The sequence below is a fragment of the Streptomyces sp. NBC_01390 genome (assembly GCF_045040105.1).
In the GTDB taxonomy this organism is placed as follows: Bacteria; Actinomycetota; Actinomycetes; order Streptomycetales; family Streptomycetaceae; genus Streptomyces.
The window spans coordinates 5,444,940-5,467,436 of record NZ_CP109551.1; the positions used below are offsets into that span (position 1 = coordinate 5,444,940).

Annotated in this window: 19 protein-coding genes and 1 pseudogene; 10 read left to right on the forward strand and 10 right to left on the reverse strand. The window is 70.0% G+C overall.

Annotated features, from left to right (window positions below; genetic code table 11):
- The first annotated feature begins 187 nt into the window (after positions 1 to 187).
- The 4 genes from OG241_RS24620 to OG241_RS24635 all read left to right on the forward strand — a co-directional run bounded on the left by OG241_RS24620 (position 188) and on the right by OG241_RS24635 (position 4,711).
- Positions 188 to 1,144, forward strand: coding sequence for a hypothetical protein (locus tag OG241_RS24620; protein ID WP_405817935.1), 957 nt, complete (start codon positions 188 to 190; stop codon positions 1,142 to 1,144).
- Positions 1,141 to 2,625, forward strand: coding sequence for a peptidoglycan-binding protein (locus OG241_RS24625; protein WP_405817937.1), 1,485 nt, complete (start codon positions 1,141 to 1,143; stop codon positions 2,623 to 2,625). Before OG241_RS24620 ends, OG241_RS24625 begins: the two co-directional genes overlap by 4 nt.
- 32 nt (positions 2,626 to 2,657) lie before the next feature.
- Entirely contained in the window at positions 2,658 to 3,404 is a 747-nt protein-coding gene (locus OG241_RS24630; protein ID WP_405826412.1) for an ABC transporter ATP-binding protein, read from the forward strand.
- A 104-nt stretch (positions 3,405 to 3,508) separates the two neighbouring features.
- Positions 3,509 to 4,711: an ABC transporter permease gene (locus OG241_RS24635; protein WP_405817939.1), complete on the forward strand. Its 1,203-nt coding sequence runs from the start codon at positions 3,509 to 3,511 to the stop codon at positions 4,709 to 4,711.
- Between the two features lie 51 nt (positions 4,712 to 4,762).
- On the opposite strand, the gene OG241_RS24640 is transcribed toward OG241_RS24635, so the two are convergent.
- The 3 genes from OG241_RS24640 to OG241_RS24650 all read right to left on the reverse strand — a co-directional run bounded on the left by OG241_RS24640 (position 4,763) and on the right by OG241_RS24650 (position 9,106).
- Positions 4,763 to 7,231, reverse strand: coding sequence for a SpoIIE family protein phosphatase (locus OG241_RS24640; RefSeq protein ID WP_405817941.1), 2,469 nt, complete (start codon positions 7,229 to 7,231; stop codon positions 4,763 to 4,765).
- Between the two features lie 105 nt (positions 7,232 to 7,336).
- A complete protein-coding gene (locus OG241_RS24645; RefSeq protein WP_405817943.1) occupies positions 7,337 to 7,792 on the reverse strand; it encodes a hypothetical protein in 456 nt (151 codons plus the stop codon).
- Positions 7,793 to 8,797: 1,005 nt separating this feature from the next.
- Positions 8,798 to 9,106, reverse strand: coding sequence for a hypothetical protein (locus tag OG241_RS24650; protein WP_405817944.1), 309 nt, complete (start codon positions 9,104 to 9,106; stop codon positions 8,798 to 8,800).
- 41 nt (positions 9,107 to 9,147) lie between these two features.
- Between OG241_RS24650 and OG241_RS24655 the strand changes: the two are divergent.
- Both OG241_RS24655 and OG241_RS24660 read left to right on the forward strand, forming a co-directional pair.
- A pseudogene (locus OG241_RS24655) lies at positions 9,148 to 9,192 on the forward strand (hypothetical protein); the annotation flags it as partial.
- A gap of 27 nt (positions 9,193 to 9,219) precedes the next feature.
- Positions 9,220 to 9,417: a DUF397 domain-containing protein gene (locus tag OG241_RS24660; protein ID WP_405817946.1), complete on the forward strand. Its 198-nt coding sequence runs from the start codon at positions 9,220 to 9,222 to the stop codon at positions 9,415 to 9,417.
- 67 nt (positions 9,418 to 9,484) lie between these two features.
- On the opposite strand, the gene OG241_RS24665 is transcribed toward OG241_RS24660, so the two are convergent.
- The 3 genes from OG241_RS24665 to OG241_RS24675 all read right to left on the reverse strand — a co-directional run bounded on the left by OG241_RS24665 (position 9,485) and on the right by OG241_RS24675 (position 11,252).
- Positions 9,485 to 10,027 (reverse strand): DinB family protein, encoded by a 543-nt coding sequence (locus tag OG241_RS24665; protein WP_405817948.1) that lies wholly within the window; start codon positions 10,025 to 10,027, stop codon positions 9,485 to 9,487.
- An 84-nt stretch (positions 10,028 to 10,111) separates the two neighbouring features.
- Positions 10,112 to 10,498 carry a hypothetical protein gene (locus OG241_RS24670; protein WP_405817950.1) on the reverse strand — a complete coding sequence of 129 codons (387 nt, stop codon included), beginning with the start codon at positions 10,496 to 10,498 and terminating at the stop codon, positions 10,112 to 10,114.
- A gap of 304 nt (positions 10,499 to 10,802) precedes the next feature.
- Positions 10,803 to 11,252, reverse strand: coding sequence for a hypothetical protein (locus OG241_RS24675; RefSeq protein ID WP_405817952.1), 450 nt, complete (start codon positions 11,250 to 11,252; stop codon positions 10,803 to 10,805).
- A gap of 390 nt (positions 11,253 to 11,642) precedes the next feature.
- Between OG241_RS24675 and OG241_RS24680 the strand changes: the two genes are divergently transcribed.
- From OG241_RS24680 to OG241_RS24690, 3 genes are read left to right on the forward strand one after another with little or no spacing between them, the layout of a single operon-like run.
- On the forward strand, positions 11,643 to 12,932 hold the full coding sequence (locus OG241_RS24680) for an IS256 family transposase (RefSeq protein WP_405812607.1): 1,290 nt from the start codon (positions 11,643 to 11,645) through the stop codon (positions 12,930 to 12,932).
- A gap of 28 nt (positions 12,933 to 12,960) precedes the next feature.
- Positions 12,961 to 13,248: a hypothetical protein gene (locus tag OG241_RS24685; protein ID WP_405817954.1), complete on the forward strand. Its 288-nt coding sequence runs from the start codon at positions 12,961 to 12,963 to the stop codon at positions 13,246 to 13,248.
- Positions 13,249 to 13,263: 15 nt separating this feature from the next.
- Positions 13,264 to 13,818: a hypothetical protein gene (locus tag OG241_RS24690; RefSeq protein WP_405817956.1), complete on the forward strand. Its 555-nt coding sequence runs from the start codon at positions 13,264 to 13,266 to the stop codon at positions 13,816 to 13,818.
- Positions 13,819 to 13,854: 36 nt separating this feature from the next.
- Here the strand turns inward: OG241_RS24690 and OG241_RS24695 are convergent, their stop codons facing one another.
- Positions 13,855 to 14,181, reverse strand: coding sequence for a hypothetical protein (locus tag OG241_RS24695; RefSeq protein ID WP_405817958.1), 327 nt, complete (start codon positions 14,179 to 14,181; stop codon positions 13,855 to 13,857).
- A gap of 902 nt (positions 14,182 to 15,083) precedes the next feature.
- On the opposite strand from OG241_RS24695, the gene OG241_RS24700 reads away from it, so the two are divergent.
- Positions 15,084 to 15,635, forward strand: coding sequence for a Uma2 family endonuclease (locus tag OG241_RS24700; protein ID WP_405817960.1), 552 nt, complete (start codon positions 15,084 to 15,086; stop codon positions 15,633 to 15,635).
- Positions 15,636 to 15,707: 72 nt separating this feature from the next.
- On the opposite strand, the gene OG241_RS24705 is transcribed toward OG241_RS24700, so the two are convergent.
- From OG241_RS24705 to OG241_RS24715, 3 genes are read right to left on the reverse strand one after another with little or no spacing between them, the layout of a single operon-like run.
- Positions 15,708 to 16,994: a TIGR02679 family protein gene (locus OG241_RS24705; protein WP_405817962.1), complete on the reverse strand. Its 1,287-nt coding sequence runs from the start codon at positions 16,992 to 16,994 to the stop codon at positions 15,708 to 15,710.
- Positions 16,984 to 21,072 (reverse strand): TIGR02680 family protein, encoded by a 4,089-nt coding sequence (locus OG241_RS24710; RefSeq protein WP_405817964.1) that lies wholly within the window; start codon positions 21,070 to 21,072, stop codon positions 16,984 to 16,986. Before OG241_RS24710 ends, OG241_RS24705 begins: the two co-directional genes overlap by 11 nt.
- On the reverse strand, positions 21,069 to 22,493 hold the full coding sequence (locus tag OG241_RS24715; protein WP_405817966.1) for a TIGR02678 family protein: 1,425 nt from the start codon (positions 22,491 to 22,493) through the stop codon (positions 21,069 to 21,071). The genes OG241_RS24710 and OG241_RS24715 overlap by 4 nt, the downstream gene beginning before the upstream one ends.
- Positions 22,494 to 22,497 lie beyond the last annotated feature (4 nt).

A 22,497-nucleotide genomic window follows, 5' to 3' on the forward strand; every position in this document is an offset into this window, starting at 1 on the left:
GCCAGGCCGGGGTTGTTACGCGACGATCACATAGTCGCGGACCGCCGGTGAGACGGGTCTCGGCGACGCCCTCTCATCGGCGGACCGGCTGTTGCCGTTTCATCACACTCCGGTCCGGCTCCCATCACACCGTGCGCCCAGCCTGAGGCACCACGACCGCACACCGAGTGAGAGGAACGGCATGAGCATGTCCAAGAGGCTCCGGATTTCCGTGCCCACCGCCCTGGCCGTCGGACTGTTGCCGCTCCTGGCCGCCTGCGGCGGTTCGAGCGACACGGCCGGCACGAACTCCGGTTCCGGGTCCGGCAGCGGCGCGAACGCGGCGAACGACACCACGACGAACGCCGACGGGGCCGTGCAGCTCACCGTCCCCGACGGCGTGGACGACGAGACCAAGAAGCGGTACATCACCGAGAACACCATCGCGGCCTGCATGAAGAAGGCGGGCTTCAGCTACACACCGTATGTGGCGACGGCCGACGGCGACGACGCTCTCGTCGGGATCGAGGGGGAGGACTACGCGGCGGCGAAGAAGTCCCGGGCGAAGTACGGGTACGGCAACTACGCGGCCACCGTGTACCCCAACGACCCCAAGGCCCCCTTCGGCAACGCGGGAGGACGGCAGGGAGGAAAGGTCCTCGACCCCGTCGACAACGACGAGAAGGGCCTCACCCCCGCCCAGCAGAAGGCGTACTCGGAGGCGTTGTCGGGCCCCCCGTCCCCGTCCAAGGCGAGGGAGGAACTCGGCGGCTGCGAACTCGAGGGGTCGGTGGCGGTGAACGGACCCGCGCTGAGCCGCGACGAGGCGAAGAAGGCGTGGGACGCCAAGGTGGAAGAGAACCGCGCGAACGGTCTTGAGCTCAACGGCGACGCCCAACTGGTGCAACTGGCACAGGAGTTCGCCGCCTGCCTGAAGGGGCAGGGCATCCCGGTCGGCACCACTCAGCCGACCGGCATGGCCGACATGGTGCGCCTCGACCAGCACGTGTCGGAGAACCACTTCAGCCTGACCAAGGAAGAGGCCCTGCCGCTGCTCACCAAGGAGATCGGCATCTCCCTGAAGGACCTGGAGTGCGGCAAGAAGTTCCGGGCCGCCTACTTCCCCAAGCTGAAGGCCCACCCGTACTGGGGGGACAACGCGTGAGCCGGATCAGCAGCCGCAGACAACTGGGCGCGCTGGTGGGCGTGGTGGTCCTGGTCGGCGCGGGCGGCTGGGTCGCCGGTACGCAGGTACGCTCCCCGGCCGACGCCGCCGCCGCGCACAACGCGCCCAAGGCCGGCCCGGTGACCGTGGCGGTCCAACGGCAGTCCCTCACCGCGACCGTGGTGGCGTCGGGGTCCGTCGAGTTCGCCTCGCCGCGCCCGCTCGCGCTGGCCGGCTCCGTCGGCACCGGGGCGTCCTCGGTCGCGGGCGCCGAGGGCGCGGAGCAGCGGATCACCAAGGCGCCGGTCGCCGGCAAGGAGGTCAAGGAGGGGGACGTACTGATGGCGGTCAACGGCCGTCCGGTGCTCGCGCTGAGCGGATCCGTGCCGATGTACCGCGCGTTGGGCCCGGGCGCCTCCGGCGACGATGTGCGGCAGCTCCAGAAGGCGCTCAGGCGGCTCGGGTTCGACCCCGGCTCGATCAGCGGCAACTACCGCCAGGGCACCGCGGCGGCGGTCACCAACTGGTACACGAGCAAGGGGTACGAGGCGCAGAAGCCGAGCGCGGAGGACCAGCAGCAACTGGGCCAGTTGCAGCAGGCGGTGTCCTCCGCCCAGGAGACCCTCCTCACCACCAACAGCACCGGTCCTGGCACCAGTTCGGGTGCCGGGGACGAGACGGGTGCGGGCGGCGGCGCCGACGGCGATACGGACGGCGGTACGAGCACACCGGGCCCGCAGTCCAGCACCGACGCACAGATCCACCAGTTGCAGCTCGATTCCGCGAAGAAGTCGCTGAACATGGCGAACGCCGCCCTCAGCACCTTCCAGGCCTCCTACGGGACGAAGGTCCCGGCCGGCGAGGTCGTCTTCTTCCCGAAGCTGCCCGTACGGCTGAACAAGGTGACGGTGAAGACGGGGGACACCGCGTCCGGCCCCATCGGCACGGTCACCAGCTCGGACCTGGAGGTGCAGGCGGTCGTCCCCGGCACGGACGCCGAACTGCTGAGGAAGGGCATGGCCGTCGAACTGACGACGACGGACGGCAAGAAGGCGAAGGGCACGGTGTCCGCACTGGGCGCCGACGCCGCGTCGTCGGCGACGACTGCGACTACGACGGGCGACAGCGAGGGAAGCACGGGAAGCGAGGGAAGCGCGGACTCCGCCGGTACGTCCGCCTCCGACGCCTCGGCCCCCGTCCAGCTGCGCATCTCCGTACCCGACTCCGGTGAGTTGGCCGACGAGGCCGAGGCCGCGGTGAAGGTGACCATCAAGCTCGGCGCCTCGGCCGGCAAGGTGCTGGTCGTACCGCTCGCCGCGATCCGTACCTCGTCCGACGGAAAGGTCCGGGTGCAGGTCGAGCGCGACGGCAAGCTGAGCGACGTCCCTGTCACCGTCGGGCTCTCCGCGGCCGGTCTGGTCGAAGTGAAGCCGACGAGCGGCACGTTGGAGCAGGGCGACAACGTGGTGGTGGGCGAGTGACCCCCAGCCCGGTCCCAGCCCCCGCCGACACCATGTCCCCGCCGGCCGACAGCGCCTCGCCGGACGGCGGCGACGGCAACGCCGACTTCCCGGACACCGTCATCGAACTCGCCGATGTGGAGCGGACGTTCGCCTCCGAACCCCCGGTGCACGCACTGCGCGGCGTGAACCTGACCGTCCGGCGCGGGGAGCACCTCTCCATCGTCGGCCCGTCCGGCTCCGGGAAGTCGACGCTCCTCAACACGCTCGGCCTGCTCGACCGGCCCACCGCCGGTACGTACCGGCTCGACGGCGTCGAGACCACCGGGCTGGGCGACCTCGAACGCACCGCACTGCGCGGCAGCCGTATCGGGTTCGTCTTCCAGGCCTTCCACCTTCTCCCGTACCGCACGGTCGACGAGAACGTCATGATGGCCGAGGCGTATCGCAGAGCACGCCCCGGGCGCGGACGCGGTACCCGCCTCGCCCGGGCCCGGGAGGCGCTGGACCGGGTCGGGCTCGGGCACCGGTCGGGCTTCCGGCCCGACCGGCTCTCCGGCGGCGAACGTCAACGCGTCGCCATCGCAAGGGCGTTGATCAGCGATCCCGCGCTGCTGCTCTGCGACGAACCCACCGGCAACCTGGACAGCGACAACACCCTCTCCGTACTGGAACTCTTCGACGACCTGTGCGCCCAGGGCATGACCCTGGTGCTCATCACCCACGACGAGACGGTCAGCCGCCGCGCGGGCCGGCGCGTCCGCATCACCGACGGCCGCCTCACCCTGGAGACCGAGTGAAACTCGCGACGCGGTCGACAAGGCCGAAGGAGGGCGCAGGGGGGACGGAGGCGACAGAGGCGACGGAGGGTTCGTCGGCTGGGGCGCGTGTCGAACGCCCCTGGATGGACCCCCGGGACCTGTGGACGGAAGCCCTCGCGGGCGTCCTGGCCCGGCCCGTACGGTCCGCCCTGACCACCCTCGGCACCGTGCTCGGCATCACTACGCTGGTCATCACCATCGGGGTGGCCTCCACCGCCGGCAACCAGATCGTCGGCCGGTTCGACGCGCTCACCGCGACCTCGGTGACCGTGACCGTGCCGCCCGTGCCGGCCGGTTCGGACGACAAGCCGCTGGTGGACTGGTCGGAGACCGACGCGGTCCGACGGCTGGCCGGCGTGGACTCGGCCGCCACCCTCGCCGACTCCCCGCTGACCAACAGCGTCCAGGTGCGGTCCAACGACGTGAAGGCGCCCGGCGACGTCTCGGGTCAGACCCTCGCCGTGGTGGCCGCCTCGGCCGACCTGCCCGCCGGGGTACGCGGCGCGATGACCTCGGGCCGGTTCTACGACACCGGTGACATCGGCCGCCGCGCCCAGGTCGCGGTCCTCGGCGACCAGGCGGCGCGGCTGCTCGGCATCAGCCGGGTGCAGGACTCCCCGGCGATCTTCTTCCAGGGCCAGTCGTACACCGTGATCGGCATCCTCGGCGGTATCCAGCGCGAGCAGCGGCTGTCCACCGCCGTGATTCTCCCGCCCACCACCGCCGCGGACCGCCTCGGCCTCCATGACGTCACCCGCGTGCTGATCAACACCGCGCTCGGCGCGGCCCAGCAGGTGGCCCGGCAGGCGCCGATCGCCCTCGCTCCGGGCCAGGAGAAATCCCTCACCGTGGTGGCACCGGCCGACATGTCCAAGGCCCGCGACGGCGTCCAGAGCGACGTCAACGGCCTCTTCCTCGTCCTCGGACTGGTCTCGCTCGTAGTGGGCGCGATCGGCATCGCCAACGTCACCCTGGTGACCGTGATGGAACGGGTCGGCGAAATCGGCCTGCGCCGCGCGCTGGGTGCCTCGCGACGGCAGGTGGCCGGGCAGTTCCTCCTCGAATCGACGATGATCGGCCTGCTCGGCGGCATCGTCGGCGCGGCCCTCGGTATCGCCGTCGTGGTGGGCGTCGCCGTCTTCAAGGAGTGGACCCCGGTCCTCGACATGAACCTGGCCCTCGGCGCCCCACTCGCCGGAGCCCTTGTAGGCCTGCTCGCCGGCCTCTACCCGTCCCTGCGGGCCGCCCGCATGGAACCGGTGGACGCGCTACGGGCGCCTTCCTGACGAGGGCGAACACCAGTGCGACCAGAGGTGCGGTAACCGGTACCGCCGGCGCTACGCCGCCCCGGCGCGCGCCCGGCCCGGGAGGTCCTGCTCGGCCCAGATGATCTTTCCGGCCCGGGTGTAGCGCGTGCCCCAGCGGCGGGTCAGCTGGGCGACGAGGAACAAACCCCGGCCGCCCTCGTCGGTGGTCCGCGCATGGCCCATCCGGGGCGAGGTGTTGCTGGCGTCGGACACCTCGCAGATCAGCTTGTCGTGCCGGATCATGCGCAGCCTGACGGGTCCGGTGCCGTGCCGGATCGCGTTGGTGACCAGCTCGCTGACCACCAGCTCCGTGGTCATCACCAGATCCTCCAGCCCCCATCCGAGGAGCTGGCGGACGGCCAGCTCCCTGGCGCTCGCGACGATCGCCGGATCCGTCGGGAGGTCCCACGAGGCGACCCGGTCGGCGCCCAGCGCGTGCGGCCGGGCCAGGAGCAGGGCGACGTCATCGGTCTGCGGGCCGGTCAGCAGGTTGTTCACGACCGCCGAGCACAGCTCCTCCGGCGGCAGGCCCGACTGCGCGAGCACATCGCTGAGACGGGACAGCCCTACGTCGATGTCCTGGTCGCTGGTCTCGATGAGGCCGTCGGTGTAGAGGGCGATCAGGCTTCCCTCGGGGAGGGAGATCTCGGCGGACTCGAAGGGCAGCGACCCCAGGCCCAGCGGAGGGCCCGACGGGAGGTCGGGAAAGGTCACCTTGCCGCCGGGGGTGACCACGGCGGGCGGCGGATGTCCGGCCCGGGCCATCGTGCACAGCTGGGTGACCGGGTCGTAGACGGCGTAGAGGCAGGTGGCGCCCAGTACGGCGGTGGCGATGGGCTCGTCGTCGCCGCCCTTCTCCTCGGTCAGGCGGATCACCAGGTCGTCCAGGTGGGCCAGCAGCTCGTCGGGCGGCAGATCCATGTCGGCGAGCGTCTGTACGGCCGTACGCAGCCTGCCCATGGTCGCCGCGGCGTTGAGTCCGTGCCCGACGACGTCACCGACGACCAGGGCGACCCGGGCCCCGGACAGCTGGATCACGTCGAACCAGTCGCCGCCCACCCCTTCGCGGGCGTCGGTCGGCAGATAGCGCGAGGCCACCTCCATGGCGGTGCCCCCGTTCAGTCCCTGCGGCAGCAGACTGCGCTGCAGGGCCAGCGCGGCGGCATGCTCCCGGGTGTAGCGGCGCGCGTTCTCCACCCACACCGCGGCCCGGCTGACCAGCTCCTCGGCGAGCAGCAGATCGTCCTCCTCGAACGGCCGCGGATGCTCCGTACGGACGAAGGAGGCCACCCCCAGCACCGTGCCGCGCACGGACAGCGGCACCCACATCGCCGAGTGCATCCCGAATTCCGCGATGCTCCTGGCCCGCGCCGGATCCTGTGCGATCCACGGGGCGGTGACCGGGTCCAGGGACGGTTGCAGCACCGCCGTGCCACTGGCCATGCTCTCGAAGTACGGCGACGACCTGGGCGCGTCGATGGAGTCGCCGGTGGCGATCACCGACTCCGGGCAGCCCTCGTGGATCGACTGCTGCCCGGCACGCCGTACCTGATACGCGCTGTCGGCAGGCCCCGAACCGGGTTCGTCGCCGTGCAGCACCGCCTCCAGCAGATCGACGGTCACGAAGTCGGCGAGCCTCGGCACCGAGAAGTCGGCCAGTTCCTGGGCGGTCGCCATCACGTCCAGCGTGCCCCCGATACGGGCGCTGGCCTCGCTGAGGAGGGCCAGCCGCTCCCGGGCCCGCCATCTGTCGGTGACGTCCATGCCCATGTAGCAGACGCCCAGCGGGTTGCCCTCCGGGTCGTCGAGCCGGAAGAAGGATGTCGAGTAGGCGTGTTCCTGGTGCGGATCCGCCCAGGTCCAGCCCTGGTACTCGTAGTCGATGACCGGCACGCCCGTCTCCAGCACCCACCGCATCTGCGCTTCGAGCGCCTCGGTGTTCAGGCCCGGCAACGACTCCGACATCCGGCGCCCGAGCCGCTCGTCGCGCGGCACACCGCCGTAGCGCTCCAGGGTGTCGTTCATCCACACGTACCGCAGGTCCGGGCCGAGCACGGCCATGCCGAGCGGTGAGCGGGTGAGGAATCCTTCCAGCACCTCTCCGCTGACCGCCCAGGTCGGAGCCTTCGACACGTCGATCGCCGACACGAGCCAGGCCCTGCGGTCATCGGTGTCGGACATCGCGGTCACCCGCAGCCCGACCTCGATCCGGCGCCCGTCACGGTGCCGGGCGCCCACCAGGCCGCCCCAGCTCTCCCGGGCTCCGCACTCCCCGACGACCTCGGCCGCCCGGGACGCGTCTTCCGACCGCGCCAGCAGCGTGGCGGCGGGACGGTCGAGCACCTCCGCCGCGCCGTATCCCAGAAGCCGCTCGGCGGCCCCCGTCCAGCCGATGACCGTGCCCTTCGCATCGATCACGGCGGCGGCGACGTTCGCCGTCTCGAACGGTCCATGCGTTCCGTCCGATGTCACCTCACTCGGGTCACTCGGGAACATCATGCAGGCCGTCCCATCTGGCGGATGGCATATCGGCAATTCTATGACGTATCGCCCAGCGCTGCGTCGCGTACCCGCGCGGCGAGGCCGCTGGGCCGGAAGGCGCTGTCATCCACTCTGCGCGGCCCGCTGCGCCTCCTCCACGAAAGCCAGCTTGGCCCGGTGCAGATCGTCCGGCCTCTCATGGCGCCGCAGGCCGTCCACGAGACGGCCGGCCGCGTCGGCGACCTCGGCCGGCCCTTCCAGGACGACTCCGCCGAGAGCCCGTTGCAACAGGACTTCGTCGTCGGCCTGTCCCCGGCCCGTGCGCTCGGCCAGAATCCTGGCCTCCGCGGCTCCGAGGAAGTCCGCGTAGATCTGTCGCCTGAGCGCGAGCGCCCGCTGTGCGGCTTCGCCCTGAAGGGTCATGCGGACCGATGCGAGCAGCGCGTCAGCCTGTCGCTCGCCTGCGTGGCGGGCCGCCGCGGCTTGCCGGATGCCGGCACTTCGGGTGTACCAACCCGTGACGATGCCGCCGGCGATCGCCGATCCCGCGGCAATCAGCGTCGTAGCCCACTCACTCATTTCGCCATCCTCCCGATCCCCCACAGAGCTCGACAAGGCACCCCCGCACCACTGCCTGCGCCTCATGCGTCACTTCAGGCACCGATCCCACGATCGGTACCATCGGGTCATGCCGCCGGACGATGCCGCCGAACCCACGCCGACCAGCGAAAACACCCTACTTCCCCCGAACTCACCGACTACAGTGGACAGTTGGGCGACGGGCGACGGGCGACGGGCGACGGGCGACGGGCGACGGGCGACGGGCGACGGGCGACGGGCGACGGGCGACGGGCGACGGGCGACGGGCGACGGGCGGTGCTGCTCGCCGCGCGGTCGGCGGTGGCCCTGTATCGGCTGCTCGATGTCGTGCCCGCCTTCTCCGGCGACGACCGGATCGCCCGTCTGTTCACGCTGGTGCCCGGCTCCGACTTCGGGGTCGACACCCTCGCCGCCATCGAGGCCGTCGGCGGCCGGACGGTTCCCTGGGACGAGGCATGCGCGACCACCTACGACCTGGTGCTCACGTCGAGCCCGAAGGGTGACCTGCCCCTGCTTCGCGGCAGGCACGTGCTGTTGCCGCACGGGGCCGGATACAACAAGTCGATCCCCGGGGAGGGCGCCGACTCGGCATCCGGACTCGACCCGGCGCTGCTCCTCCGTGACGGCGATGCGCCGATAGCCCTGCACGCCGTCGCCCACCCGAGCCAGGTGGCCCGGCTCGCCGTCGGTGACACGCGCGCTGCCCGCCGTACGAAGGTGATCGGGGACCCCGCTCTGGACCGCGCCCTCGCCTCGCGCCCGCTGCGTGACCACTACCGCGCGGCGCTCGGGACCGGCCCTCGCACCTTGCTCACGCTCGTCTCGACCTGGGGACGCGAGTCCATCCTGCGGCGGCGCCCTGAACTGCCCGCGCAGCTCGCGGCCCATCTCCCTTATGACGAGTACCAGTTGGCTCTGGTGGTGCATCCCAACGAGCGCAGTCGGCTCGGGACGTTCGAGCTGTCCGAGATGCTGGCGCCGGCACTAGGCCGTGTTTTGGAAGTCGCGGGCGGCGAGCCAGGTGATGAGGTCGCTCGTGATTGGGCCGATGTCGTTCTCGGTGGTCACGTGGTGTTCGCGGCGGGTGGTGTCGCGGCGGACGATCTCGTAGCCGCCCTCGTCGAGGACGGCGACGGAGGCGAACCAGCCGGGGTCGTCCTGGTCGGGCTGGATGACGACGAAGGTGTTGTCCGTGTCGTTGAGTTCGCTGATCAGGTCGAACAGGGCGTCCTCGGACGGGTCGTCGATGTGGTCGCCGTTTTCGCTGTCTGCGCAGTAGTACTGGGCGGCCACTGGACTTCTCCCCACGGTGTGCTGTCGGTTCGGGCACCCACATAGCCGTCCGCGACTCCAAGACCCCGGCCCGAGCGACGCTCACCTTTCCTGCCGGCGCCTTCGCGCCCTTCGTGGACGCACTCAAGTGGCGGAAGTCGTCCTACTCAAGTTTTGGCGACGGCGACTCCTGCGTCGAGATAGCAGACTGTCACTCACAAGTAGCCATACGAGACTCCAAGCTCCCCGCCCACGGCACCCTCACCTTCCCCATGGGAGCCTTCACTCGCTTCGTCGAGGGTCTCAAGTCACCCACGGCCCACCTCCGGTGACCACCACCAAAACCTGGCGGAAGTCAGCCGTCCGCGCTCATACGCGGCGCGGCACGGCCCCGTCCTGTCAGCGGTAGAGGTCGCGCAGCAGGGAAATCTCGGCGCCGTGATGGATCAGCTCCCTGTTGACGTGCAGGACCCTGTTCTCCATGGGAAACAACCGCTCGGGGCCCACCGTGGGTTGATTCTCCAGGTCGGCGTCCGAGAGCTCCCGGACCCCCGCGTTCCATCTCCCGTACATCTCATCGAGCTGTTTCAGCGCCTCGTCCGCGGTCCCCGCGTAGGCGAATGTCTCGGAGTCGACGTCCTGCCCGCCGAAATACCATCCGACCCGATAGCCAAGGCAAGAGACGATGATGTGCGCCAGCCGCCAGGCAATCGTGGTCACCGGCGCGGGCTCCGGCACCTTGTCAGGGGACGCGGAGTCCATCGTCCATTCCCCCGAACCTTCCGACATCGGTGCGGCCGACGTGCCACGCGGGCGGACGCTCCAGCAGCCACGCACCGGCTCCCAGAAGTACTCCTCATCGGTAAGACCCTCCAGCCGAGGCCGCAGGTTCTTGCGCCAATACCAGTCCAACTGCTCCGCGAGCCGCTCGCTTCTTGTCATTTCCGCACACTACATACAACGAGAGATCACACTGAGGGCTGATGCGCCCTTGCCGGTCACAAGATCACACGAACCCTGACCCCTCTACTTCGCGATGGCGACGACCATCGACCCCGACCCCTCAGCCAGATAGTCGTGGTCCGGGTAGTAGTCCACGTGAAGGTGGTCGTCCACGTCCGCCTCCGATGCGAAGCCCTCGATGTTGTCGGCGAGGAGAGACAGAGCCTCCGGTCCGCCTCGCACATCGAGGGATTCGCTGTCGCCGGACGACGAGGTCAGGATCTTCCCGCTCGCTCGCCGGACACTCATCCATGACAACGACCTGCTGCACGGGAAGGGATCGGAAACCTTCTCCAGCGGAATCTCCCCGTACCCCTTCCGCAACTCCCGCCCGAGGGCCAGCAGTTCGGAGCGGGTTCCGGAGAGCTCCAGCTCCCCGGTCGAGTCCCCGCGCAGGACCTTCACCGTCACGCCTCTCCCTTCGCCCAGGGCCAGGAGTCGCCGAACCGGTCCCTATGGCGGGTTCGCACGTCACTCCTGAGCCATGCAACCGAATCTCCACTTGGAGCCCTCACGTTGCCGTCAACTACTGCCGTCAGACACCTCTGAAGCCCCATCAGCCGTGGCTGATGGGGCTTCAGAGGTGCGCTTGGAAAATCATGCAGCCCGAATGGAGACCCCATCTCGATGGGACCAGGCTGCCGGATCGCTCGACAGGAGATTCCACCCGCCCCCAGTAATCTGGCGGTGAATCCCTTCCCTCGCAATCAGCAAATCACGAAATGGAGGAACTATTGACACTCGACCAATAACTGCGAGCCGCCTCGACGATCGGATCGTACTCGGCAGATGCCATGACGGCGACCAGCGTAGGGCCCATCAACGATCCATCCTCGTCGCCTCGCGCCACCACAACTACGTTCCCCTTGTATACATATCCGTGAATCAACCAGTCATCCAACGACTCGGCGATAGACAGGGTTGTGCGGTCGTGGAGCTGCTCCTCAGTCAGCAACGCCGAGAGTACGGCATCCCTGTCCGAGAACAAGAGATCAAGCCGATCGTCGTCCAGATGCGTCAGGTCTCCCAGCCTGGCCATGGCTGTGCCCAGAATGCACGGTTCGGTGTCACCGATCAATTGACTGTCGATGATGAGCTGGAACCGGAACATACCGCGGCCCTTCAACGGGGCGACAAGAAATCCGAATCGACCGTCGTCGGTCAAGAACCTCATATCTAGCCTCTCTTGACCTCAATGGGAACACGACTCATAGGAATCGGAACCGGAGTACCTGACTTCGTCATACCGCTGGTACTGCCACTCCAGTGCCACTTGCCGTTGCCGTCATCGAAGTAACGGTAGTACTGGGCACTCTTGCCGGCACCGACCTTGGTCCACCTGGTGCCGTCGACAAGGACGCTGTCGGCGAATTGCTCCCCAGCGTCACCCGGCAACACCGCCTTCTTCGGAACATACGGGTTCGGACCACCCGTCGGATCATGATGTCCCGGGTTCTCATACTCGGGGCATGCGTTGTGAACGAGGACCGGAGTCTTACCCGCGAGTGGGACTGTAAAACGTTCGGTGTAACTCCCGATCATGGAAGATGCATCGATGACCAGCAACAACGTGACTGAGCCCGAGGCCGTCGAGCCGTCTGAGGCGCCGGCGAAGTCTGTGGACAACCGACTGATTGACGAGCTGGTGGGCCGGGCTCAGGCCGAGGGCCTTCAGCTGACCGGCGAGGGCGGGCTGCTCCAGCAGCTGACCAAGCGGCTCCTGGAGTCCGCTCTCGAGGGTGAGATCACCGACCATCTCGGCTATGACAAACACGATCCGGCCGGGAAGAACGGCGGCAACTCACGGAACGGCACCCGGGCCAAGACCGTGTTGACCGATGTCGGCCCGGTGGAGATAGCCGTGCCCCGCGACCGGGAAGGCAGCTTCGAGCCGAAGATCGTCAAGAAGCGGCAGAAGCGTCTGTCCGGCGTGGACGAGATGGTCATCTCGCTCGCGGCGAAGGGCCTGACGACCGGTGAGGTCCAGGCCCACCTGGCCGAAGTCTATGGGGCCGAGGTGTCCCGGCAGACGATCTCAACGATCACCGACAAGGTTCTCGACGGGATGGCCGAATGGCAGAACCGGCCCCTCGACGCCGTCTATCCCGTGATCTTCATTGACGCCATCCACGTGAAGATCCGTGACGGGGCGGTTGCCAACAGGCCCATTTACGTGGCCCTGGCGGTCACTGTCGAGGGTCGGCGGGACATCCTCGGGCTGTGGGCGGGCGACGGCGGCGAGGGCGCCAAGCACTGGATGCACATCCTCACCGAGATCAAGAATCGCGGTGTGAACGACGTCCTCATGCTGGTCTGCGACGGGCTCAAGGGCCTGCCTGACGCGGTCGAGGCCGTCTGGCCCCGCACCACGGTCCAGACCTGCGTGGTGCACCTGCTGCGGAACTCATTCCGTTATGCCGCCCGCCAGGACTGGGACAAGATCGCCCGCGTCCTCAAGCCCGTCTACACCGCGGCGACCGAGGAGGCCGCACTCGAGCGGTTCGCCGAGTTCGCCGATGCCTGGGGCCGGAAGTATCCGGCGATCGTGCGGCTCTGGGAGAACGCGTGGGAGGAGTTCACCCCGTTCCTCCGCTTCGACACCGAGATCCGGCGCATCGTCTGCACCACCAACGCGATCGAGTCCGTCAACGCCAGGATCCGGCGGGCGGTCAAAGCCCGCGGACATTTCCCCACCGAGCAGGCCGCATTGAAGTGCGTCTACATGGCCATCACGTCCCTGGACCCCACCGGCAAGGGACAAGCCCGCTGGACCATGCGCTGGAAGACCGCACTCAACGCCTTCGACATCACCTTCGACGGCCGCCTCTCGGCAGCCCGTCAGTAACTCCAACAACCCCAGTTACACCGCTCGTTTGACAGACCCCGGCCACACGGTTCGGTTCCGTGGCGAGGGCGGACAGATCGTGGAGTTCCAGGTTTCGGCTGAATTCAGGGAAAAGATCAGAAGAACCGCGATACCTCAGGAGCAGCCGGATGGGCTCGGGTTCACCAAGGAGGAGTGGAGGAAGCTCAAGAAGATCTGTCCCGAGATCTCGGACCCGACCATGGGAGATGACCTCTACGGGATCCCGAGCGGCATGCTCAACGAGTTCAGGGAAGAAGTGGCAAAGTACCCGGGCAGGGTAGTCAAAGAAGGCTGATGAGGCACCACTGAAATGTTTCACGAAATCGAGGACATCGAGCAGGAGAGACACCGACTGTCGCACCGGCCGTCAGCGGAAGAAGCACCTCCCGTCCTGTGCACCTTCGACGTACGGATGAGCGGTTCGGTCGCAGAGTTCGAGGAAAGACTGCGGTCCGTGCTGACCCCGGCTCTCCATCTGGCGGTCTCCCAACCGTTCGACGGAGGCGATCTCCCGGTCGACACGCTCCCCGGCTGGTTCGTCGCCGCCGCCCGAGGAGCCTCGGCGCCGGTCCCCGAGTTCGTGAGTCGGGGCACGGAGCCCTATGCCGCCGCGCTCGGTCGAAGGCCGTGGGATCTGCAGGAATGGCTGTACCAGTTCGATCCCGAATCCGAATTTCGGGGCTGGGCATGGTGGGACCTGACGCAGTCCGGCAGCAACACAGCACGCGTCTGGGTGGACACCTGGGGTGAATCCTTCTTCGCGTGCGACGAACTTCGCTGGGCGGCGTACGTCTCCGGCGCCGACGAGGTCACCGGGCCGACCCTCGTGAGAGCTGCCGACTGGGTCGCCGCTGTCACTGCCTGAACAGGCAGATGGGTTCACAACCGCTCCCCTCCCTCATCACCTACGGCCGGCCGTGAAGGCGGCCGCCGGACGGGACGGTACCCCTGACACCGAGGTGTCGAGGAACAGATCGTTGTGCGCCCACACACAGGAGTCGAGGAGGTCGGAGGACTTCTCCTCGCGCTCGGAGGCACCGACTGAGGTCGTCGTCTGCTCCTCGAACGCGGCGAAGGCGCGGGGCGACGGCCTGGCTGATCGCGGGATTGCTTGCTCGTACAGCATCGCCACCGGGGCAGCCCGCGCCCGCTTGTCGCGGGTGGCGTGGATGTAGCGGTCCTGCTCGGCGTGGAGGACGTAGCCGCGGGGGCGGCGGTCGCCGTACATCTGCTCCAGCGGGTACGAACTGGCGCGACCGTGAAAGCAGATCGGTAAGGTTCAGCCGCTGCCAGCTGTCGGATCCGTACAACGAATCGGTCAGCAGTCAGCCCCCCGCAACGCCACTCCGACGGCCGCCCCAGCTCTGTCCCTGCACTCATGGCCGCACAATGGCCGCACCTGGCTCCTGATCACACGTCAGCCATAGCCATCGATACCGCAAATGCACAGCTCAGAGACTCAGAACCCAGATCTCGCTACAGAAAACACACCTCAGACCTACGCATTGCGATGCGTGGACCACACATGTCCGATTAGCTAGGATTCCAAGGTCATCCAAAACAAGAAACCCCAGGTCAGAGGCCTGACCTGGGGTTCACTACAGAGCCGCCTTCGGGATTCGAACCCGAGACCTACGCATTACGAGACCGTGAGGGATCGTGTTGCCGGATACCGCGTGATGCCGCCGAGTGATGTCGTGCCTGATCAGAGCGCTTACGGCAGGTTGCCCCCTGCTACCCCGTACTGTCCCGTCCAAAGGCGTCCGGCCACCGAGCGGCCACCGGATCGGGCGCTCCCGAAGCGACGGGTCTCGAATCGGTGAGTTGTCGGACTCGGACAAGGCCCAATCCACTGGACACCAAGGCCACCGCCACCGACCACTCCAGCCGTAGATCGTGATCTTGATGCCCGGGATGCGGTCTACCTCAGGTAGTGACCGGTGCATGATCTGATCGTGCCTGGTGGGCGGCCCGCGCCAGTCACTTACGCGCAGCGCACGCCCAGTCTCACAACACCCAGTCGTACGACGGACGGGTTCTCCCCTGCGGTGTGCGCACAGGCCACGGATGTCCCCCATGGGACGGCTCTGCCCGCCGTATCATGACGGCACACGGGAAGGAGCACCGTCCATGAGTGTCGACGCGATCACGCACACCGAGTTCCCCGCAGGATACGTGGTGTTCTTCGGCGCCGACGGAAAGATCATCATGACCCCGCAGAGCGAAGAGCACTCCAGCACGATCAAGTCGATGCAGATCGACTCTCTCGCCCTCGGCCGTCATGCGAAGGTCACCTCTGACGTCTACATCGACTTCCCGGCCGACGAGAACTCGGCCCCCGACCTGGCCATCCTGCGCGAGGACGCGCGCAAGGAGGGCAAGCGGTACGGCTTCGCGGACGTCCTGCTGATCTCCGAGGTCGTCTCGACCTCCTCAGCCCGCAAGGACTACGACGACTGCACCGCGAAGTACGGCCGTTACGGCATCCCCGTCTACCTGGTCGTGGACCCCTACGCCCGGGAGGTCGTCCTGCACACCGAGCCCACGGCGAGCGGCTACAGCACCGCGCTCAAGCGCGCGTACGGCACGGGCAAACTCCCCATCCCCCTCGCCGACGGCCGCACCTTCACCCTCGATCTCGACGAACTCCCCCTGCCGGACCCGGAGACCGGCACCCGCTGAGAAGACGCGCCCGGCAGCCGCTCGGCGAGGACGTGATCGTCGACATCACTGCTGAGCGGTTCCACACCCAAGTCAGGCACCGGTGAGGTCGGACAGGAGTACGGACAGGAGGCGTTCCTCCATGACCGCGCTGCCCGATTCCTCCATCACGAGGGCCAGCGCGGGATCCCAGGGGCTGGCCGCAGGGGGTCCCGCGAGCGGCGTGGACTCGCCCTTGCCGAGTGCCGCCCTGTAGTCGGTGGCGGTCATCCGCCAGGGGTGGGCGGCGTGGCGGGCCACGGCGTCCGCGGTGATACGCAGGCCGACCCAGTCGAAGTCGGCGCGCCAGTGCAGCCGGGCTCCCGCGCGTACGGCGTCGCCGAGCAGTTTGTGGCAGGCGGCGGACGGGACGCCCTCGGTGCAGACCAGGGCGGCGCCGGTGTCCTGCAGTTCGCCGGCCGCGGCGCGCAGGACGGCCGGGTTCTCGCAGACGAAGATGGTGCGGGCGGCGGGGACGACGGGGTCGGTGGCGAGCTGGTGGAGGGTGAGCCGGAAGGGTATGCCGAAGCCGGCGGCGTCACGCAGCCAGTCGCAGACGACGGTGTCGCCGCTGGCGCCGATGTTGAGGACGAGTACCTGGCTGGCGAGGTCGTCCGCGATGGCGCCGGCGCTCTCCCACAGGGCGCGCCGCCCGGCCCGGTCGGGCGGTACCTCCGAGCCGCCGCCGGTGCGCCGGGCGAGGGCCCGCAGGACGAGCTGTTCCAGCGGGGCGCCGGGCACGAGGGCTTTGGTGTCGCCGGTGGCCCACTCGGCGAGGACCGGAAGCGGCAGGACGCCAGGGACCCGCTTCGGGGAGCCCGCGGAGCGGTCCCCGTCACCGGTCAGCCTTTCCAGGACACGTACCGCCGAGTCGAGGAGCGGCGCGTCTCCCCGGCGTACGAGACGGGTGAGCGTGCCGTCGGCGGCGATCCGGTCCAGCCAGGCGGCGAACCATCCCTGCCCGGCGAGCCGACTGGAGTGGGCCGACTTCAGGGCGTCGTCGCGGCGTGCTTCCTCTTCGGCCCGTTCGGCGGGCCGGTCACGCAGCGGCCCGTGGAGACGGCCGAGGGTCTGGAGGAGACCGGTGCCGTAGCGGCCGTACAGATACCCGTCCAGATCACTCAGGGGTACAGCGAGGCGCTTGGCGGTCTCGGGCCGGTAGCGGCCGGTGATCCCGATGACGGTGCGGCGCTCGGCCTCGCTGGGCGCCGCGAGCCCGATGTCGCCGTCGAGGGCGCCTCCGGTGCGCTCCAGCCTACGGCGGGCGGCGGCGAGCAGCCGCCTCCATCCTTCGTCCCGCAACTCGTCGTACCCGTGGCCTTCACGCTGCTCAGTCGACAACCGTGGCCTCCTCGGGCGCCGGAACGCGCCGGGTACCGGGCGAGCCGAGGGCGGTGGTGAGATCGCCGGTGTCGTCGGCGAGGAGCCGAGCACCGTCCCAGACGAGCAGCAGGGCGGAGACGGTGTGGTCGACGGCGGTGTGCGCGAGGTCGTAGTGGGCGGCGGCGGACACGGAGGCGTGGGCGGCCCACAGGTCGTAGCCGGTCATGAACAGGTCGAGGTCGAACTGCGCAGCCAGCGACATGAGTTCGCCGCGCCCGGTGTCGTCCACGCCCGCGAAGGCCTCGTCGAGGGCGAGCAGGCGGGGGGCGTGCGGGTCGGCGGAGTTGAGCATGGCGTGCGCGGCAGCGAACAGCGGCAGGTGCAGTGACACAGACTGCTCACCGCCCGACAGCCGGCTGTGCCGGGCGCGGGTGAGCCTCTCCTCGCTCTTGTCGGGGCGTACGAGCTGGAACGCGAACTGCCGCCAGCGCCGGTAGTCGAGGACCTCGGCGAGCAGTTCGCGGTAGGGCTGGTCACGGTGGCGGGCGCGGGCGGTCTTGATCTGCGCGGCAAAGTGGGTGCGCACCCGGGTGAGCCCGTCGGGGCCGAGGCGGGCGGCGTCGGCGTCGAGGAGGGCGCAGACGGCACGCTGTTCGTCGTCGAGGTGGTCGGCGAGCAGCCAGCTCACCCCGACCGTCGTCCCCGAGGACATGGTGCGCTGACGCATGTCGGAGTTCATCCGCCTGATCAGGTCGCGGGCGTCGACGGTGCGGTCGTGGATCTGCTGGGCGAGCCGAGTGAGCAGGGCGTCCTCCAGGATGCGCCGCTCGGACTCGGAGAGCAGTTCGGCCTGGTCACGGCGGTGGGAGGAGATTTTCTGGGCGAAGGCGGCGACGGGCAGCGGACCCTCCTCGTCGGCCACGCGTACGACGATGATCCCGTCGAAGCCGTCCCATTCGGGCCGGTAGTCCTGTCCGGCGGCGGCGAGCTGGGCCTGCAGGTCGTCCAGGGCCCTGGTGAGCCGGGTGACGGACTGCTTGAGGCTGGTCTCGGTGGGGGTGAGTTCGCGGGTCGCGGCCAGGATCGCCTCGTGTACGGCGGCCACGGCCGGCGGGAGTGCCTCGCCGGCCCAGTCGGCCTCCTGGGCGGGCCAGGCGAGGCCGGGCGGGCAGCGCAGGATGTCGAGGAGTTCGCGGGCGGCGTACGGGCGCAGACCACGGGCGGTGTCCTTCTCCTCCGCCGCGGCGACCGCGGCGGCCTCGGAGGCGGCCGTACGGCGGGCCTCTCCAGCGGCGGTGCCCGCGATCGCGGCGTGCTGGGCCGTGCGGGCCGCCTCGGCCTCCCGGACCAGGGCGTCGATCCCGTCCTCGGCCTCCTGCACCTGCCGCATCATCTCCTGCGCCTCGGCCCCGACGGCATCCTGGAGGGCCTCCAGCCCCGCGGCCTCCTCGGTGTGCCGGCGGCGCGCCGCACGCTCGGTGTCCGCCGCCGCCTCCTCGTCCTCGGCGGCGGCGGTGAGCCGGTCGGCGCCCGCCTGGGCGGCCTCGGTCTGGCGGGCGTGTTCGCGACGGCGGGCGGCGAGTTCGCGGACCGCCGCCTCGAACGCGCGGGTGGCGGTCTCCACGGCGTCGACTCGCTCGGTCTCGATGCCGTACTCGGCCGCGGTACGGCGCAGGGCGCGCTCGGCGACCGAACAGGCGGCCACCGACTCGTCGTACGAGCCCTGGGCTGCGTCGGCGGCGTCACGGGTGGCGCGCAGCCGCGCCGCGGCCCGGTCGAGTTCGCGCAGGGCCTGCGTGATGCCGGTGGTGCGGGGCAGCGCGGCGCGGGCGGCGGCGTACGCGTCGAGAGCGGCGTCCGTACGGGACTGTTCGCGCCCCAACTCGTCGAGTTCGGCGGCCAGTTCGGCCAGCAGCGCCTCGCAGGCGGCGATCCGGGCGGCGCGCCGACGGGCGCGGGCGGTGGCGCCGACGTACTCGGCGTGCTCCTTGGTGTGGGCACCGACCAGGACACCGGCCGCGTACCGGCCGTCGGGGCTGATCTGCGGGGTGCCGGTGTCGAGGTCACCGGTGACGGCGACGGAGCGCAGTACGGCGGTGATGCGGGCGGCCGGGATCGCGGCGTCGCCCTCGGGGGCCTCGGGTCGCAGGAGGTCGGCGAGGCTCGGGCCGTTCACCGGGGCATCGGCCCGGAGGTAGCCCTCGCTGTGGCCGGCCGCCACGGGGATGTCCTCGGCGGTGACCAGGGCGTCGAGAAGGCCGGATGCCTCCAACGCCGCTTCCAGATCCGCACATTGACGGTCAGTCAGTTCGCTGTCGAAAGCAACGAGCTGCCACAGGGGCACGCCGTCACCGGACGCTCTCTCGGCGGTTCGGCCACGGGCCGAGGGCGGGGCGTCGTCGTACTCGGCGGCGATCCGGTCGCGTTCGGCTTCCGTCTCGGCGCGGCGGCGCTCGACATCCGTGCGCCGGGCGCGCAGGGCGGCGAGGGCGTCGCGCAGTTCCTGTACGGCGGGAGCGGTGGCATCGGTGAAGGCGTCGGCGATCGTGACCGCGTCGGCCTCGCCGGTGAGTTCGAGGGCTTCGGCGAGTCGGCGGGCACCCTCCTCGGCCAGGAGCGTGCCGTGTGCTTCCGTCCACCGGCCGAGCACTGTGCGGGCCTCTTCACGGGCGGATTCGAGGGCCGCCTCGGCAACGGCTTCGGCGGTCTCGGCCGCGGCGACGGCCTCCTGCGCACGGTCGAGCGAGCCCCGGGCGAGGTCACGGGTCTGCTCGGCGCCGCGTGCCGCCTGCTGGGCGGCGCGCACGGCCCGGACGCCCTCGTGGCGGGCCGCGGCGAGCGCGGCGGAGCGGTCGGCGAGCCGGGCGGGCTCGGCGTCGGCCGGGGTCCAGGGGAGTCCGGCGGTGTGGGCGTGGTCGGCGACGGTAGCGGCATCGCGGGAGACGGCGGCGTCGAGTTCGGCGGCGATCCGGGCGGCGTGTTCGGCCTCGGCTCGGGCGCGGCCGGTGGCCGCCGTACGGCGCTCACGCTCGGCGGTCGCCTGCCGGGCGGTCTGCTCGCAGGTACGCACCAGCCGTTCCAGGTCGGCCAGTTGCTCGACGGCCTGGTAGGCGGCGGAGGAACGCAGCTGGTCCAGGCGGGCGCGCTGGGCGGCGAGCGAGGCGTCGGCCGACTCGGCGCGCGTCTCGGCGGCGGCCTGCTGCTCGCGGGCCGCCGCCAGGTCCGCTGCGGCGGTGCGCAGGGTGGCGGCGCGCTCGGCGGTCTCGGCGCGGCGGGCGGTGAGCCGGTCCGCGGCGGCGCGGGCGTGGACCCGCAGATAGGTGGAGTAGCTCGCGAGGAAGGCCCGGGTGGCGTCGTCGGCGGCGGCCAGCCCCTCCAGCGTGCGCTGCACGGACTCCATGTCGTCGAAGGAGCGGGCCGCCTCGGCGATCAGGTCGTCGTCGAGCGGGCGCAGGCCCGCGGTGAGGGTGTCGGAGAGCTTGGCCGGGTCGAGGTTCTTGGCCAGCTGCGGGCGGCGCAACGTGAGGATCAGGGTGAGCAGCTGCTCATACCGCTCCCGGCCGAGGCCGAACAGGCGTTGGTCGACGGCGGCACGGTAGTCGGCCGTGGAGGCGATCAGCTCGCGTCTCAGCTCGGCGGCGAGCTGCTTCCTCGTCATCGGCCGGTCGTCGTCGGTGAGGAGGGAGAAGTCCTCGCCGACGCGGCCCTCTGCGACGAAGTGCCACCGGGCGGGTGTGTCGCGGTGCCGCTGGGCGTGCAGCCCGATGCCGCAGGTGACGGCCTCGCCGGTCTCGCGGTGGGTGAACTCGATCCAGACGTAGCCGAGCGCGCTGTCCTGCCCGCGGAAGAGCAGGTTGGACTTCATCGTGCGGTCCTCGGCGGCGAACGGGTTGAGCCGCTTGGGGTCGATGCGCCCGTCGAGGACGAACGGGAACAGCACCTCCAGCGCCTTGGTCTTGCCGGACCCGTTGGGACCGCGCAGCACCAGCCAGCCGCCCGCGAAGGAGAACTCCTCGTCCCTGTAGTCCCACAGGTTGATGATCCCGGCACGGGTGGGGACGTAGCGGGCTGCCGGTGTGAGAGTGGGAGTGCTCACGGAGTCGGGTCCTTGGCGGTTTCGTCGTCGAACAGGGCGGTCTGGGCGGGTGGTTGGGGGGCCGTACGGGTCTTCACCCGGGCGGTGACCCCTCGGTAGCGGGCAAGCAGAGGCAGCGCGAGGGCCCCGCCGTCGACCCGAACGATCAGCGACATGGCGGCCAGCAGGTCGAGAGCCTGGTCGAGCAGCCGGTCCGGGTCGCCGCGCAGATCGGCGGCGAAGCCCGCGCCGTACTCGCCGATGATCTCCTTGAGCCTGCCCCGGAGCCAGGAGTCCGTGACGAAGGGGTACCGGGTCTCGCCCGGCTCGTGATCCGCGTCGACGACCGTCTCGTACGCCGACTCCTCATCGGGCTCGGCGAGTTCGGTGAGTTCGGCGACCGTCCCACGCGACGGCAGCGCGCCGTCGATCCGCCGGGCGCGGGCCGCGAGGCGTTCGGCGGCCGTGGGTGCGGGCAGCAGTTCGAGGGCGTGCCGTCCGGAACGCTGCACGGCGGCGCTGATCCGAGCGGCGAGCAACAGCGCCGCCTGCGCGACCGTACCGCCGCCGGGGAAACGGACGTCGGACAGCCTGCCGGAGGTGTCGATGAGCGCCACGCCCTCCGCCCGCCGCTCCACCGTCAGCCCGGTCAGCCGCTCCAGGTCCTCGGCGAGGGCCGGGGCCCGCAGCTGGCCCAGGAGTTCGCTGTCGGCGTCGGCGTAGTACGCGACCGGGTTCTCCAGCACGAGGCGGCGGGCCCGACGTGCCTGGTCGCGGCGCTGGGCGGCGCGGCCCGCGGACAGACCCAGCGCGCCGGAGGAGTCGAGGAGCGCGGTGACCGAGGTCAGGTGCTGGAGCACGCGGGTCGGGTGGTGGACGGCGAGGAGGATCTCGCGGTCGATGTCGTACAGGGCCTCGGCACGCTCGGGATCGCCTGCCCAGGCGGTGGCGGAACCGTCGGCGAGAGTGAGCGCGCCGCGTTCGGTGAGCCAGGTGACGGCGTCGACGAAGGCATCCCGGTCGGGTTTGCGGGCGGTGTCGAGGCCGAGCCCGTCGATGCGTACGGCGTCGGCGGCGACCGCGTCGGCCAGTTCGCCCAGCGCCACCTGCGCGCCGTGGCGGCCCAGGGCCGCGAGAGTGAGGACGAGGTAGGCGTAGCGGCGGCGGTCGAAGGGGCGGCCCGCGCGCGTGAGGGCCGGACGGGTGGCGTCCAGACCGTCCTGGGCGCGCTGGAGCCGGGCGGTGTCGGCGGTGGTGACAAGCCGGTAGCCGAGCACCTCCATCAGGTCGGTGCGCAGCTGATCGGCCCAGCGGCGCACGGTCGCCAGCGCCGCCCTGTCCGGGTACCCGGACGTGACCAGGGGGTGCCGCAGTACGAGCCGGACCGCCTTCTGGTAGTCGGCGAGTTCAAGCGGAGAGACGCCCTCGGCAACACGGCTCATACGA